General features: G+C 51.0%; 1 pseudogene. It reads left to right on the top strand.

From position 1 onward, the window contains the following. Positions 1-127 (top strand): annotated as a pseudogene (locus O2S87_RS19360) (IS110 family transposase); the annotation flags it as partial. Positions 128-251 lie beyond the last annotated feature (124 nt).

Raw genomic sequence — 251 nt, 5'->3', positions numbered from 1 at the left:
CGTGCGCGGGCGACAAACACTGGTCGAAAACCGTACCAAGTATGCCAATAAGATCCACAGTCTCCTCTCAGATCACGGCATCACAGAGAATGTGAAACCGTTGGGTGTCAAGGGACGAGAGTTCCTGGAGTGGTCTGCGCTATGTTTGAATCTACGGAGCGCGTATAGGCGCTAATGAAGGCTTCTCGTCGGACCAAGTTGGTGAAACATCTGTCGGAAAAAGAGCTTGATGACGCGATCAATGAAGCACA

It is taken from the genome of Halohasta sp. A2 (assembly GCF_056175805.1).
Note: the sequence above shows the minus strand (reverse complement) of the source record. Positions and strands in the feature narration are given on the sequence as shown.